The organism is Paracoccus sp. P2, assembly GCF_046335115.1.
Lineage (GTDB): Bacteria > Pseudomonadota > Alphaproteobacteria > Rhodobacterales > Rhodobacteraceae > Paracoccus > Paracoccus pantotrophus.
In genome coordinates, this window is sequence record NZ_JBGOSN010000015.1 from 1 (window position 1) to 13197 (window position 13197).

10 protein-coding genes and 2 pseudogenes are annotated in these 13197 nt (G+C 68.3%); 8 read left to right on the forward strand and 4 right to left on the reverse strand.

Translation table 11 applies throughout. From position 1 onward, the window contains the following. Window positions 1-133: 133 nt before the first annotated feature. A pseudogene (locus ACDP63_RS11355) lies at window positions 134-487 on the forward strand (IS5/IS1182 family transposase); the annotation flags it as partial. 104 nt (window positions 488-591) lie between these two features. Here ACDP63_RS11355 and ACDP63_RS11360 read toward each other — a convergent pair. Next, entirely contained in the window at window positions 592-1344 is a 753-nt protein-coding gene (locus tag ACDP63_RS11360) for an ABC transporter permease (protein WP_024845634.1), read from the reverse strand. A gap of 1258 nt (window positions 1345-2602) precedes the next feature. Here ACDP63_RS11360 and ACDP63_RS11365 point away from each other — a divergent pair. From ACDP63_RS11365 to ACDP63_RS11390, 6 genes and pseudogenes are all read left to right on the forward strand, one after another. Beyond that, entirely contained in the window at window positions 2603-3721 is a 1119-nt protein-coding gene (locus ACDP63_RS11365; protein ID WP_036764947.1) for a capsule biosynthesis protein, read from the forward strand. A gap of 4 nt (window positions 3722-3725) precedes the next feature. After that, window positions 3726-4394, forward strand: coding sequence for an ABC transporter ATP-binding protein (locus ACDP63_RS11370; RefSeq protein ID WP_024844137.1), 669 nt, complete (start codon window positions 3726-3728; stop codon window positions 4392-4394). A 624-nt stretch (window positions 4395-5018) separates the two neighbouring features. Further along, on the forward strand, window positions 5019-5444 hold the full coding sequence (locus tag ACDP63_RS11375; RefSeq protein WP_024844136.1) for a ketosteroid isomerase-related protein: 426 nt from the start codon (window positions 5019-5021) through the stop codon (window positions 5442-5444). After that, a complete protein-coding gene (locus tag ACDP63_RS11380; protein ID WP_024844135.1) occupies window positions 5441-6022 on the forward strand; it encodes a GNAT family N-acetyltransferase in 582 nt (193 codons plus the stop codon). Before ACDP63_RS11375 ends, ACDP63_RS11380 begins: the two co-directional genes overlap by 4 nt. A gap of 8 nt (window positions 6023-6030) precedes the next feature. Next, on the forward strand, window positions 6031-6888 hold the full coding sequence (locus ACDP63_RS11385; protein WP_024844134.1) for a carbon-nitrogen hydrolase family protein: 858 nt from the start codon (window positions 6031-6033) through the stop codon (window positions 6886-6888). Between the two features lie 549 nt (window positions 6889-7437). Continuing rightward, a pseudogene (locus ACDP63_RS11390) lies at window positions 7438-7587 on the forward strand (IS110 family transposase); the annotation flags it as partial. A gap of 219 nt (window positions 7588-7806) precedes the next feature. Here the strand turns inward: ACDP63_RS11390 and ACDP63_RS11395 are convergent. After that, the gene (locus ACDP63_RS11395; RefSeq protein WP_024844133.1) at window positions 7807-9264 is read right to left on the reverse strand and encodes an MORN repeat-containing protein; all 1458 of its coding nucleotides are present in this window, start codon (window positions 9262-9264) and stop codon (window positions 7807-7809) included. Window positions 9265-9394: 130 nt separating this feature from the next. On the opposite strand from ACDP63_RS11395, the gene ACDP63_RS11400 reads away from it, so the two are divergent. Beyond that, a complete protein-coding gene (locus ACDP63_RS11400) occupies window positions 9395-11065 on the forward strand; it encodes an NAD+ synthase (RefSeq protein ID WP_024844132.1) in 1671 nt (556 codons plus the stop codon). A 195-nt stretch (window positions 11066-11260) separates the two neighbouring features. On the opposite strand, the gene pncB is transcribed toward ACDP63_RS11400, so the two are convergent. Next, window positions 11261-12571 carry a nicotinate phosphoribosyltransferase gene (gene pncB / locus ACDP63_RS11405; RefSeq protein ID WP_024844131.1) on the reverse strand — a complete coding sequence of 437 codons (1311 nt, stop codon included), beginning with the start codon at window positions 12569-12571 and terminating at the stop codon, window positions 11261-11263. Beyond that, on the reverse strand, window positions 12568-13164 hold the full coding sequence (gene pncA, locus ACDP63_RS11410) for a bifunctional nicotinamidase/pyrazinamidase (RefSeq protein WP_024844130.1): 597 nt from the start codon (window positions 13162-13164) through the stop codon (window positions 12568-12570). The genes pncB and pncA overlap by 4 nt, the downstream gene beginning before the upstream one ends. Window positions 13165-13197: the final 33 nt, after the last annotated feature.

Sequence of the window (13197 nt, forward strand, 5' to 3'; positions counted from 1 at the left end):
GGTCGCAGGCCGGCGCGCATCGGCTTCTGGTCGACCTGGACGGCGATGGCACGGCCGAGCTGACGATCGAGCTGGGCGGGCTGGAGCAGTTGAACGCCTCGGACCTGCTTCTCTAGCCTTGGCCGAGGCGAAGGTCCGCCCGATCCGGATGTTCCTCTCGGCAGACCAGACCTCCGACTATATCGGGGCGCGGGCGCTCCTGTCGTCTATCCCACGGGCCGGGGCGCTGCTCGGGGAGCGGGGCTAGGATGCCGACGGGTTCCGCAACGCGCTGATCGAGACGGGCATTTCACCCTGCATCCCCTCCCGCACCGGTCGCAAGATACCAATCCCGCACAACGCCGGCCTCTACCGCCAACGCCGCAGGATTGAGAACATGTTCGCCAGACTGAAGGACTGGCGGCGCAGCGCAACCCGCTACGATCGCTGCCCCATCCTGTTTCTCTCGGCCTGCGCCCTCGCCGCGACCGTCATCTATTGGTTGTGAGGCCTGACCATAGGGACGAGCCCCCTTCCCGTTTGCCTTGGCATGCCGGGGATCCGTCCTTCTGTCCTGGCCTTCTGTTCCGGCCGCCCCGTCCGCTTGGGGCTTCACCTTTCGAGGAGCTTGCGGTGGTTTCTCTCGAGCAGGGCGAGGCCCGCCAGCATGAGGGCGAGGGCGAGGGCGACGACATAGGCCTGGCTGAGATAGCCGGCCTCGTAGGTGGGATAGAAGCCGCGCCGCATCAGCCCGGTGCAATGGATCAGCGGGTTGTACCACAGCAGGTTCTGCGCCTGGACCGGCATCATGTCGTAAAGGAAGATCACCCCCGAGATCAGGAACAGCGGCCGGGTCAGGATGTGCCAGACCCGCTCCCAGACCGGGAAGGCGTTCATCAGGTAGCAGTTCAGCACCCCCACCCCGGTGCCCAGCAGCGCCACCAGCAGCAGCGCCTCGAAGACCGAGGGCATGTCCACCGGCCCCGGCAGCTGATAGGCCAGGAAGATGCCGCCGATCACGATGGCGATCACCGCGACATGGGTCAGCGCGTTCAGCACCACCCGCGCCAGCAGCGCATCGAGGAAGGTCACGCTGGGATAGGCCAGCAAGGGCCGCGAGAAGCGGATCGAGGCGGCAGTCTTGTTGGCCAGGTCGGTGAACATGGCAAAGGGCAGGTAGCCGGTGGCATAGAACAGCGGGAAGTTCGAGCCGAGGCCGGGGCTGCGCAGCGCCATGCTGAACAGCACCGACAGAAGCGCCACGCCCAGCACCGGCTCGAGCACCGCCCAGACATAGCCGCCGGCCGAGCGGCCATAGCTGGTGGCCATCTCGCGCAGCATCAGCGCCACCACGGTGCGCGGCATGCGAAAGCGCGGCCCGTTGCGCGACGGGTGCTGCGGCCGGCGGACCCGCGGCGGGCGGGCTGCGCCGGCCTGGCCCTGGGGGCGGCGGATTTCTGGGGCGGTATCGGACATGTGAACGCAAACACTGGCCTGGACGGGCGGCAATATGTAACAACTGCGGCCGAAAGGTAAACCAGCGAAAGCGCAGCTGCCCGTGACCACCCCCTCCATACCGGCCGGCGACCAGGCCGGCCAGCCGGCCGAGCCGGCCAGCCGGGCGCCGGGCGCCGCCCCGCGGCCGGTCGAGGCCGCCGCGCCCCGGCCGGCCGCACCCGCATCGCAATCCACAACCCCGGCCGCATCCCAGCCTGCAATCCAGCCCGCCTCCCAGCCCGCCCCAGGCGCCCGGCCCCGGCCCGGCCCGGCCCCCCGCCCCTTCCAGGGCCAGCAGGGCCTGGGCGCCCAGGCACGGATCCAGGCGCATATCCAGGCCCAGGCCCAGCCACAGGCACAGGCCCAATCGCGGGGCCAGGGGCCGGGCGACGCCGCGGCGGCGGGGACGCAGCCGCAGGCGCGGCCGCAAGAGCCGCCGCCAAGGCCGGCGGCAGGCAGCAGGCCGGGCCGGCCGCCCGCCGCCCCGGCCGGCCCGCAACAAGGCCCGCAACAGGATGGGCCGCAGGAGCGGCCGCAGGATCGGCGGGGCTCGGGCGGAAAGCCGCCGAGCGGCAGCCCCGCCCGGCCATCCGGCCCGCAACCCGGCCCGAAACCCGGCCCGCAAGCCCAGATCCCCGAATCCCATACCCCCGAATCCCGGAGCGCGACGATGGACCAGGACCGGCCTTCCCAGGAACCCGCCGGCCCGGCCGGCCGGCAGCAGGGCCCAGGATCGGGCCAGGCGGCGCAGAAGCCGCCCGCCGCCCCGGCCGGCCCGCAACAAGGCCCGCAACAAGGCCAACCATCGGGCCAGCCATCGGGCCAGCCATCGGGGCAAGGCGGGCCGGCGGCGCAGGATCGCCAGCCGGCCCCGGCCGCCTCCCAGGCGCAGCCCCAATCCAGGGCCCCATCCCAGGCTCCATCCCAGGCCGGCCCCCAGCCGCAAGCCCAGGCCAGGCCGCCGGCGCTGCGCCCGCAAGGCCAGCCGATCCCGGTCCGGCCCATGCCGCCTGCCGCGCCCCCTGCCGCGCCCCCTGCCTCCCGGCCGCCCGCGCCGGCCCCCGCTCCGGCCCCCGCTCCGGCCCCCGCCCCCGCTCCGGCCCAGCCCCTGCGCCCGCCGGCCCGCATGGCCGAGCCCCGGCGCCGGCACTGGCTGATCCTGGGCTCCTTCCTGGCGCTGGTGGTGCTGCCCAGCCTCGCCTGGGCCGGCTATCTCTGGCTGCGCGCCGAGGACCAATATGTCTCGACCGTCGGCTTCTCGGTGCGCAAGGAACAGTCCACCTCCTCGATCGATCTCCTGGGCGGGCTGGCGCCGCTGACCGGCGCCGGCGGCAGCGCCTCGGATACCGACATCCTCTACGAATACATCCGCAGCCAGGACATGGTCGAAAGGATCGATGCCAGCCTCGACCTGCGCGCCCGCTTCTCGCGCGCCTGGCCGCATGACTTCGTCTTCGCCTTCGACCCCGAGGGCCATGTCGAGGATCTGACCGATTACTGGCAGCGCCAGGTCAAGGTGCTCTACGACAGCACCACCCAGCTGATCACCCTCAAGGTCAGCGCCTTCACCCCCGAGGACGCCCAGCAGATCGCCGCGGCGGTGTTCCAGGAAAGCTCGGACAAGATCAACCAGCTCTCGACCATCGCCCAGGACGACGCCACCCGCCTGGCCAAGGCCGAGCTCGACAAGGCCCGCGCCGAGCTGACCGAGACCCGCCAGGCCATGACCGCCTTCCGCATGCGCTCGCAGATCGTCGATCCCGAGGCCGATCTCGCCGGGCAGATGGGGGTGCTGAGCGGGCTGCAGGCGCAGCTGGCCGAGGCGCTGGTCGCCCATGACCTGCTTTTGGACAATGCCCAGCCCACCGACCACCGCGTCACCCAGTCCCAGCAGAAGATCGACGCGCTGCGCCGGCTGATCGAGGCAGAGCGCGCCAAGTTCGGCGCCGAGGGCCAGGGCCCGGCCGGCGAAAGCTATGCCCAGCTGATGGCGGAATACGAAAAGCTCGCCGTGGACCGCGAATTCGCCGAGGGCGCCTATCGCTCGGCCCGCATCGCCCATGAGACGGCGCTGGCCGAGGCGCAGCGCCAGGCCCGCTACCTGGCCGCCCATATCGAGCCCAAGGTGGCGCAAAGCCCGACCGAGCCGGACCGGCCCTGGCTCTGGGCGATGATCACCGGCATGCTGCTGGCCGGCTGGTCGATCCTGGTGCTGGTCTATTACAGCGTCCGCGACCGCCGCTAGCGCCATGATCCGGCTCGAGAACCTGACCAAGATCTACCGGCTCAACGGCCGCGAGACCCTGGTGGCGGACAATCTGAACGCCGAGTTCCCGACTGGGGCCTCGGTGGCGCTTCTGGGCCGCAACGGCGCCGGCAAGTCGACGCTCCTGCGCATCATCGCCGGCACCGTGCTGCCCACGGCCGGCCGGGTGCTGTCGGACGGCACGATTTCCTGGCCGGTGGGGTTCTCGGGCAGTTTCCACCCCGATCTGACCGGGGCGCAGAACGTGCGATTCGTGGCCCGCATCTACGGCGTGGACACCGACGAGCTGGTCGATTACGTCGCCGATTTCGCCGAGCTGGGCCAGCATTACCACCAGCCCTTCGGCAGCTATTCCTCGGGCATGCGCTCGCGGCTGGCCATGGGCACCTCGATGGGCATCCATTTCGACACCTATCTGGTCGACGAGGTCACCAGCGTCGGCGACGCCAATTTCCGCGCCAAGTCCCAGCGCGTCTTCGCCGAGCGCATGGCCCGATCATCCGCCATCGTCGTCAGCCATTCCATGCCCATGATCCGCAACATGTGCACCATGGGCGCCGTCCTGCACAACGCAAGCCTCACAATCTTCGACAACATCGACCAGGCCATCAAAAAACACGAGGAAATCCTCAGACTCCCACAGACAAAATAAAAAAGCATCCGCCAAAGGGCGGAGGTGACGCAGCCAAACAGGCGCGCTAGAGGGGGACCAAAGAAGGAGACCGCCATGGATACCAAGGCCCTGATCGCCGCCTATTACGACGCCTTCAACGCCGGCCGCACCGACGAGATGCTGGGCTATCTGCATGACGAGGTCGAGCATCACGTCAACNTATCCGCCGAGAATCGGCCAGTGCGGCAAGCTGCGATCCGCCGTCTTCTGGTCTCCAGGGACGAGGGGATCGGACGATGCCGAAAGGCAGGAACCATGACGCGGGCTTCAAGGCTCGGGTGGCGCCGGAGGCCGCGAAGGGCGGGCGCACCGTGCCGGAGCTGGCCGCGGAATACCGCGTGCGCCCGACGATGATCCATCAATGGAAGAAGGCGCTGCTCGAAGGGGCATCGGACATCTTCGAACGCGGCGGGAAGAAGGCTGGGATCGATGAGGCCACGATGCGGTCGCTGCACGCCCGGATCGGGAAGCCGGCCGGCGCCAACGCTTCCTGTCCGGAAAGCCCAGGCCCTGGACCGGCCAGTGACGAGGGATCGAAGCCGCCACCGGTTCAAGGCCGATCCCGAACGCGANGCTAGAGGGGGACCAAAGAAGGAGACCGCCATGGATACCAAGGCCCTGATCGCCGCCTATTACGACGCCTTCAACGCCGGCCGCACCGACGAGATGCTGGGCTATCTGCATGACGAGGTCGAGCATCACGTCAACGAGGGCGGCATCCGCCGCGGCAAGGCGGCCTTCGCCGCGTTCAACGCCCACATGACCCGCAGCTATCGCGAGGAACTGACCGGCATGGTGATCTTCGCCAATGAGGCCGGCGACCGGGCGGCGGCGGAATTCGTGGTCAACGGCACCTACCTGGCCACCGACGAGGGCCTGCCCGAGGCGAAGGGCCAGACCTATGTCCTGCCCGCCGGTGCCTTCTTCACCATCCGCGACGGCAAGATCGCGCGGGTGACGACCTATTACAACCTCGCCGACTGGACGCGGCAGGTCTCGGGGCAGGTCTCGGGGCAGGTCTCGGCGTGATCCGCACCGAATGCCTGACCGGGGATGCGGTTGCCGCCGTGCTGGACGACCTGGCGCGGCTGCGCATCGCGGTATTCCGCGACTGGCCCTATCTCTATGACGGCGACCTGGGTTATGAGCGCGATTACCTGCATGCCTATCAGTCGCCCGGCGCGGTGGTGGTCGCGGCCTGGGACGGCGACCGCATGGTCGGCGCCGCGACCGGCGCGCCGATGGAGGACCATGCCGGCGATTTCGCCGCCGCCTTCGCCAACCGGCCCGAGCGGCTGGACGAGATCTTCTATTGCGCCGAATCGGTGCTGCTGCCGGACTATCGCGGCCATGGCCTGGGCCATGCCTTCTTCGACGGGCGCGAGGCGCAGGCCCGGGCGCTTGGCCGCCGCTACAGCGCCTTTTGCAGCGTGATTCGCCCCGAGGACCACCCACTGCGGCCCCCCGCCTATCGCCCGCTGGACGGGTTCTGGCTGAAGCGCGGCTATGCGCCCTTGCCGGGCGTGGTCGCCGGTTTCGACTGGAAGGACATCGGCGAGAGCCGGTCGACCCGCAAATCCCTGCAATTCTGGATGAAACCCCTGTGAGCCGGATCGTGAAAATCGCCGCCGCCGCCTATCCCTTCGACTGGCTGGCGGATCTGGACGCTTATCGCGCCAAGATCGGCGCCTGGGTCGAGAAGGCCGCCGATTGCGATCTGCTGGTCTTTCCCGAATATGGCGCGATGGAGCTGGCCTCGCTGGGCGGGCGCGAGGTGGCGGGCGACCTGGAGGCCTCGCTGCACGAGGTCGCCCGGCACGAGGCCGCGCGCGACGCGCTGCATGCGGAACTCGCGGCGCGGCATCGGCTGCATATCCTGGCCGCCTCGGGGCCCTGTTTCGACGGGCCGCGCCCGGTCAACCGGGCGGTGCTGTTCGGGCCGCGGGGACGGATCGGCCATCAGGACAAGCAGGTGATGACCCGGTTCGAGCGCGAGGACTGGAACGTGGTCGGCGCCCCCGGCCTGCGGGTCTTTGACACGCCCGTCGGGCGGCTGGGCGTGCTGATCTGCTATGACAGCGAGTTTCCGCTGCTGGGCCGCGCGCTGGCCGAGGCGGGGGTCGAGGTGGTGCTGGTACCCTCCTGCACGGACACGGTGGCGGGGTTCAACCGGGTCCGCATCGGCGCCATGGCCCGCGCGCTGGAAAGCCAATGCGTCGTGGTGCAGGCACCGACGGTGGGCTGCGTGGACTGGAACCCCGCCATCGACGAGAACCGCGGCGCCGCGGCGATCTATGCGCCCCCCGACGGGCTCTGGCCGGAAAGCGGCGTGCTGGCCGAGGGGCTGATGGACGTGCCAGGCTGGGTCAAGGCCGAGCTGGACCTGGACCTGGTGGCCGAAAGCCGGCGGAACGGGCGGGTGCTGCCCTTCGCGCATTGGCCCGAGAGTGCGGCGGTGCGACTGGTGGATTAGAACGGGCCGCAACGCCCGCACCATTAACCGAATCTTGTAACCGAATCTTGGCAGTTTCTGTTGGAGAATCCTCGGCGACACGGGGGTTCTCTGACATGAACATGATTTACACGGAAGCGTATCGGACGACGTTCGATGCTTATCTGTGCAAGGGCATTCCGCTTCGGCTGACCTTGAAGCAGGCAGGGTCGCCAGACCAATACGTCTGGCGCTGCTAGAACGACGATCAGGTGCGGGCGAACCATCGCGCGAACGATGGCCGGGTGTTTTCATGGAACGATCCGCCTGACACCGGCCATCCGGGCGAGGTTTACAACTACCGCTAGCGAGGCCGTGCCCTATATGCCCGGCGAGACAGAGCTCGCGTTTCACGAGTTTACATCCGTGTATTCACGCCAAGCGCCGTTCGCCGTGAAAACCTGGATTTCGTGAATCACTATTGTTTTGGCGGCGGGCAGGCGCCGAAGGATCACGCGACTGGGTGCGGAATCTTGGCGCAATCGGGTGCCGAAAAGCGCAAGAGCATGCAGGGTCAAGAAATGGTCATGGCTGAAAGCCTGGGCCATGAGCCTGGCAAAGCGAGCCGGCCTCAAGAAGGCGGTTGTGGCTCTGGCCCGACGCCTTGCCGTGATCATGCACAGAATGTGGATTGATGGCAGCGATTTCCGCTGGTCGCGGGAGGGAGTCACGGCAGCATAATCGTGTAGGCAAGAAGCAAGAGCTCCACCGCTGGTGGGAAGGTGTCCTTCGCGGGACGACGGGCGAAACGAGTTCGCAATGGGTCCAGTTCCGACAGCACATGTTGTCAGGCCGCGAATCAGATTGGACCGCCTCGCTCTTCTGATCCCATGATGGGAGAGCCGCCCGCAGCATCCGACACGAACAAGGCGAAGGCGGACGGTCGCCCCGAACCCTGGCCTATTCTGCCACGGCAGGCTCCTGCGGCACCGCCCCATCTGGCGTCTCGGCGCCCTCGGGCACTGCCGCGCCCTCGGCGGGCACGGCCAGGCGGTTGTCCTCCCATTCGCCCGAGGCGACCTGGCCGGTGGCATAGCGCATCACCCCCGCGCCCTGGCGCTTGCCCATGACGAAATGGCCGCTATAGACATCGCCATTGGCATAGGTCGCGACGCCCTCGCCGTCGATCTCGCCCTGCTTCCAGCTGCCCTCGTAGCGGAAACCGTCCGGCGCGATCAGCCGGCCCTTGCCATGGCGCAGCCCGTCCACGAAGGAGCCGTCATAGGTGGTGCCGTCGGGATAGGTCGCCTGCCCCTGCCCGTGCCGCTGCCCGTCGCGCCAGGCGCCGTTATAGACATAGCCGTCCGGATAGGTCATGCGGCCCTGCCCCTCGTTGCGGCCGCGCTTGAAGCCGCCCTCGTAGACCAGGCCGTTGGCGTATTTGGCGACGCCCTGCCCCTCGATCACGCCGGCGACCCATTCGCCGTCATAGCTGGCGCCGTCCGGATAGGTGATCAGGCCGCGGCCATGCGGCAGGTCGGCCATCAGCGCCCCTTCATAGATCGAGCCGTCGGGATAGGTGATGCGGCCCAGCCCTTCCATGCGGCCCTCGACCCAGTCGCCGGAATAGACATAGCCGTCGGTGCCGGTGAAGGTGCCGGTGCCCCAGCGCTTGTCGGCGCGGAAATCGCCCTCGTAGCGGTCGCCATTGGCATAGGTGGCGACGCCCTTGCCCTCGCGCTTGCCATTGGCGAAGCGGCCCTCATAGCCGTCGCCCGAGGGCTGGGTCAGCTTGCCCTGCCCGGCCATCTGCCCCGCCGACCAGCTGCCCTCGTAGACCAGCCCGTCCGGCATCCTCAGCTTGCCCTGGCCGGAACGCTGGTTGGCCCGCATCTCGCCTTCGTAGCTGGCGCCGTCGGGATAGGTGATCTTGCCGAGGCCCTCCTTGACGCCGGCCTTCCAGTCGCCCTCGTAGCGATAGCCGTTGGGCTGGGTCAGCACGCCCTTGCCGTCATGCAGCGCGTTCAGGAAGCCGCCTTCGTAGACCGAGCCGTTGGCGTAATGCGCCACGCCCTGCCCGACGATCTGGCCGTCCTGCCAGTCGCCCTCGTAGCTGCCGCCGTCGGCATAGGTGATCTTGCCCTTGCCATGCGGCTTGCCGCCGGCGAAAGCGCCCTCGTAGACTGAGCCGTTGGGGAATTTCGCCACGCCCTGGCCCAGGATCTCGCCCTCGACCCAGTCACCGGTATATTCGTAGCCCGAGGGCAGCCTGTAGGTGCCGCGGCCGTGCTGCTTGCCGTTGCGGAAGGTGCCCTCATAGACGCCGCCGTCGTCATATTGCTTGGTGATGACCGCCTGCGCGCCGGCCATGCCCGCGCCGGCCAGGATCACCGCGCAGGCGACAAGGGCTGCCTTCATGGGTGCTGCACTCCGCCTCGTTGCTGCTTTTGCCATCGGTTTATCGCAAGGGGCGCACCGGCGCAAAGCCCGACTTTTCCTTTGCCGCGCCGTCGCCTATCAACGGGCCGAGATCCGGTAAGGAAGCGCCATGACCGACACGTTCCGCATCACCCTTGGACAGCTGAACCCGACCGTGGGCGATTTGCCCGGCAATGCCGCCCAGGCGCGCGAGGCATGGGCCAGGGCGCGCGAGGCCGGCGCCAACCTGCTGGCCCTGCCCGAGATGTTCATCACCGGCTACCAGACCCAGGACCTGGTTCTGAAGCCCGGCTTCACGCAGGAAGCGATGGCGCATATCGTCGATCTGGCGCGCGACTGCGCCGACGGCCCCGCCATCGGCATCGGCGGCCCCTATGCCGAGGAGGACCGGCTCTACAACGCCTATTGGATCCTCAAGGGCGGCCGGGTGGCGGCGCGGGTGCTCAAGCATGAATTGCCGCACAAGCAGCTGTTCGACGAATGGCGGCTGTTCAATGTCGGGCCGATCTCGGGGCCCTACAGCCTGGACGGGCTGCGCATCGGCAGCCCGATCTGCGAGGACGCCTGGTGGCCCGAGGTCTGCGAAACCCTGGCCGAGACCGGGGCCGAGATCCTGCTGGTCCCGAACGGCAGCCCCTATCATCGGGGCAAGCTGGACCTGCGCATGGGCCATATGGTCGCCCGCGTGGTCGAGACCGGCCTGCCGCTGATCTACCTGAACTCGGTCGGCGGGCAGGACGACCAGATCTATGACGGCGGCAGCTTCGTGCTGAACCCCGGCGAGGATGGCGGTGCGGTCAAGGTCATGCAGCTGGCCCCCTTCGACGAGATGCTGGCGCATGTCGATTTCACCCGCACGCCGCAGGGCTGGCGCGCGGTGCCGGGCCGGATGGACCACCAGCCCGACGAATGGGAACAGGACTACCGCGCCATGACGCTGGGCCTGCGCGACTACATGCGCAAGTCGGGGTTCCGCAAGGCGGTGCTGGGGCTGTCGGGCGGCATCGACTCGGCGCTGGTCGCGACCATCGCCGCCGACGCCATCGGCCCCGAGAACGTCCGCTGCGTCATGCTGCCCAGCGAATACACCTCGCAAGCCAGCCTCGACGATGCCGCCGATTGCGCGGCCCGGCTGGGCACGCGGCTGGACACCGTGCATATCGAGGGCGCCCGCGACGCGGTCGGCGAGGCGCTGGCGCATCTGATGGCGGGCACCCAGCCCGACGCGACCGAGGAAAACATCCAGTCCCGGCTGCGCGGCGTGATGCTGATGGCGCTGTCGAACAAGTTCGGCGAGCTGCTCTTGACCACCGGCAACAAGTCCGAGGTCGCGGTCGGCTATGCCACGATCTATGGCGACATGGCCGGCGGCTACAATCCGATCAAGGATCTCTACAAGACCCGCGTCTTTCAGACCTGCCGCTGGCGCAATGAAAACCACCGCGACTGGATGCTGGGCCGCGCGGGCGAGGTGATCCCGCCGCAGATCATCTCGAAGCCCCCCTCGGCCGAGCTGCGCCCGAACCAGAAGGACCAGGACAGCCTGCCGCCCTATGAGGTGCTGGACGCGATCCTGGAGGGGCTGGTCGAGAAGGATCTGGCGCTGAAGGATCTGGTCGCGCAGGGCTTCGAGCCCGAGACGGTCAAGAAGGTCGAGACCCTGCTTTATGGCAGCGAGTGGAAGCGTTACCAGGCTGCACCGGGGCCGCGCATCTCGACCAAGGCCTTCTGGCTCGACCGCCGCTATCCGCTGGTGAACCGCTGGCGCGACCGGCTCTAGCGCGGCGCGGCCGTCGCGCGGCGGGACACCCTGTCCCAGCCGCCAAAGCCGGCGGCAGGCGCTGCCGGACGCGCGATTAGCCGGGTCTTGCTGCAAGACGACGGTAACGACGGCGCGATCTCGTTCGACGGCCATCCGGCGCCTCCGGCAAGGAATATGCCACGGCAGCGGCAAGGCACCGACCGAGCCGGCGGATCAGACCACGACCGCCATGCGCTGCTGCTGGCCGACGCCGAAGACGCGCTTGTAGCGCGCGATCTCCTCCTCGGGACCGGTGGCCTTTTCGGGGTTGTCGGAAAGCTTGACGGTCGGCCGCCCCTCGGCCGCCACCGCCTTGCAGACCAGCGAGAACGGCGCCAGCCCGTCGCCCGGCACCAGCCCGCGGAAGTCGTTGGTCAAGAGCGTGCCCCAGCCGAAGCTGATCTTGGCCCGGCCGTGGAAGCGCCGGAACAGATCCTTGATCTTGTCCACGTCCAGCCCGTCGGAAAAGATGATCAGCTTGTCGCGCGGATCCTCGCCGCGCTCCTGCCACCAGCGGATCGCGGTCTCGGCGCCCACGGCCGGGTCGCCGCTGTCGACGCGGATGCCGGTCCAGCCGGCCAGCCAGTCGGGCGCGTGCTCCAGGAACCCCTGGGTGCCATAGGTATCGGGCAGGATGATGCGCAGCATCCCGTCATGCTCCTCGTGCCAGTCGGCGAGGACGCGATAGGGGGCCTGGCGCAGTTCCGCGTCGCTGTCGGCCAGCGCGGCATAGACCATGGGCAGTTCATGGGCATTGGTGCCGATGGCCTCGATGTCGCGGCGCATGGCGATCAGGCAGTTCGAGGTGCCGATAAACCGCTCGTCGCCCAGCCCCTCGACCATGGCCTGCACGCACCAGTCCTGCCACAGGAAGCTGTGCCGCCGCCGCGTGCCGAAATCGGCGATGCGCAGGTCCGGGCCGAGCTTGCGCAATTCCTCGATCTTTTCCCAAAGCCGGGCCATGGCGCGGGCATAGAGCACCTGCAATTCGAACCGGCCCATGTCCTTGAGGACGGCGCGCGAGCGCAGCTCCATGATGATCGCCAGCGCCGGGATCTCCCACAGCATGACCTCGGGCCAGCGGCCCTCGAAGACCAGCTCATACTGGCCGTCGCGCTTTTCCAGGTGATAGGCGGGCAGGCGCAGCTTCTCCAGGAACTCCATGAAATCCGGGCGGAACATCTGCCGCTTGCCGTAGAAGGTATTGCCGCGCAGCCAGGTGCTTTCGCCCCGCGTCAGCGACAGGCCGCGGACATGGTCCAACTGCTCGCGCAGCTCGCCCTCGTCGATCAGCTCGGCCAGGCGGATGCGGCTGGTGCGGTTGATCAGGCTGAAGGTGACCTGCGTGTCGGGCCGGTTGCGGAACACCGACTGGCACATCAGCAGCTTGTAGAAATCGTCGTCGATCAGCGAGCGGACGATGGGGTCGATCTTCCACTTGTGGTTATAGACGCGGGTGGCGATATCGACCGTCGGGATCATCATGCCAGCACCACCCCCGCCTTGCGCATCGCCTCGCGCGCCGCCTCGCGCGAGCCGTTCAGGTCGATGGCGCGGGTGGCCTCCTCGATCACGGTGGCGCGAAAGCCCAGCTTGGCGGCGTCGATGGCCGACCAGGCGACACAGAAGTCATGCGCGAGGCCCACGAAGGCCAGGTCGTCCATGCCGCGGTCGCGCAAATATCCGGCCAGGCCGGTGGGGGTGCGATGGTCGTTCTCGAAGAACGCGGAATAGCTGTCGATCTGCGGCCGGAACCCCTTGCGGATCACCAGATCGGCGCAATCGACGGCCAGCGTCGGATGAAACCCCGCCCCCGCCGAGCCGATCACGCAATGCGCCGGCCACAGCACCTGCGGGCCGTAGGGCATCTCGACTTGCGAAAATGCCGCTGCGCCGGGATGGTTGTCGGCAAAGCTGGCATGGTCCTGCGGATGCCAGTCCTGGGTCAGCACCACGGTGTCGAAATCGGCCATCAGGTCGTTGACCCCTGCCACGATCTCGTCCCCGCCGGCGACCGCCAGCCGGCCGCCGGGACAGAAATCCAGCTGCATGTCGATGACGATCAGGGCCCGTGCCATGGCGCCTCTCCTGTTTCCCAGGAAAATTGGTAG

Coding starts and splice junctions, on each gene's coding strand:
- ACDP63_RS11360 (WP_024845634.1), bottom strand. CDS start 1,344: ATGCCGCGCACCGTGGTGGCGCTGATGCTGCGCGAGATGGCCACCAGC.
- ACDP63_RS11365 (WP_036764947.1), top strand. CDS start 2,603: ATGGCCGAGCCCCGGCGCCGGCACTGGCTGATCCTGGGCTCCTTCCTG.
- ACDP63_RS11370 (WP_024844137.1), top strand. CDS start 3,726: ATGATCCGGCTCGAGAACCTGACCAAGATCTACCGGCTCAACGGCCGC.
- ACDP63_RS11375 (WP_024844136.1), top strand. CDS start 5,019: ATGGATACCAAGGCCCTGATCGCCGCCTATTACGACGCCTTCAACGCC.
- ACDP63_RS11395 (WP_024844133.1), bottom strand. CDS start 9,264: ATGAAGGCAGCCCTTGTCGCCTGCGCGGTGATCCTGGCCGGCGCGGGC.
- ACDP63_RS11400 (WP_024844132.1), top strand. CDS start 9,395: ATGACCGACACGTTCCGCATCACCCTTGGACAGCTGAACCCGACCGTG.
- pncB (WP_024844131.1), bottom strand. CDS start 12,571: ATGATGATCCCGACGGTCGATATCGCCACCCGCGTCTATAACCACAAG.
- pncA (WP_024844130.1), bottom strand. CDS start 13,164: ATGGCACGGGCCCTGATCGTCATCGACATGCAGCTGGATTTCTGTCCC.